The sequence below is a fragment of the Pantoea sp. USMM079 genome (assembly GCF_037153115.1).
Taxonomy (GTDB): Bacteria; Pseudomonadota; Gammaproteobacteria; order Enterobacterales; family Enterobacteriaceae; genus Pantoea; species Pantoea communis.
In genome coordinates this window covers 1-246 of the sequence record NZ_JBBCKX010000083.1, presented here as the reverse complement: position 1 = coordinate 246, position 246 = coordinate 1, and the positions used below count along the sequence as shown (strand labels likewise).

Annotated in this window: 1 protein-coding gene; it reads left to right on the top strand. The window is 61.0% G+C overall.

Annotation, left to right across the window (positions count from 1 at the left end; genetic code table 11):
- Window positions 1–246 (top strand): ATP-binding protein (locus tag WFP70_RS26880; protein WP_442956378.1); only part of this gene is annotated, 246 nt, incomplete at both ends.

The window sequence follows — 246 nt, the reverse complement described above, 5'->3', positions numbered from 1 at the left end:
CCGGTGACCGAGATGATCACCGGCGTGGATCTGATCAAAGAGCAGCTGCGTATTGCTGCCGGTCAGCCGCTGTCGATCAAACAGGAAGACGTGATTGTTCGCGGTCATGCGGTAGAGTGCCGTATCAACGCCGAAGATCCGAACACCTTCCTGCCGAGCCCGGGCAAGATCACCCGTTTCCACGCGCCAGGCGGTTTTGGCGTGCGCTGGGAATCGCACATCTATGCCGGCTACAGCGTGCCGCCG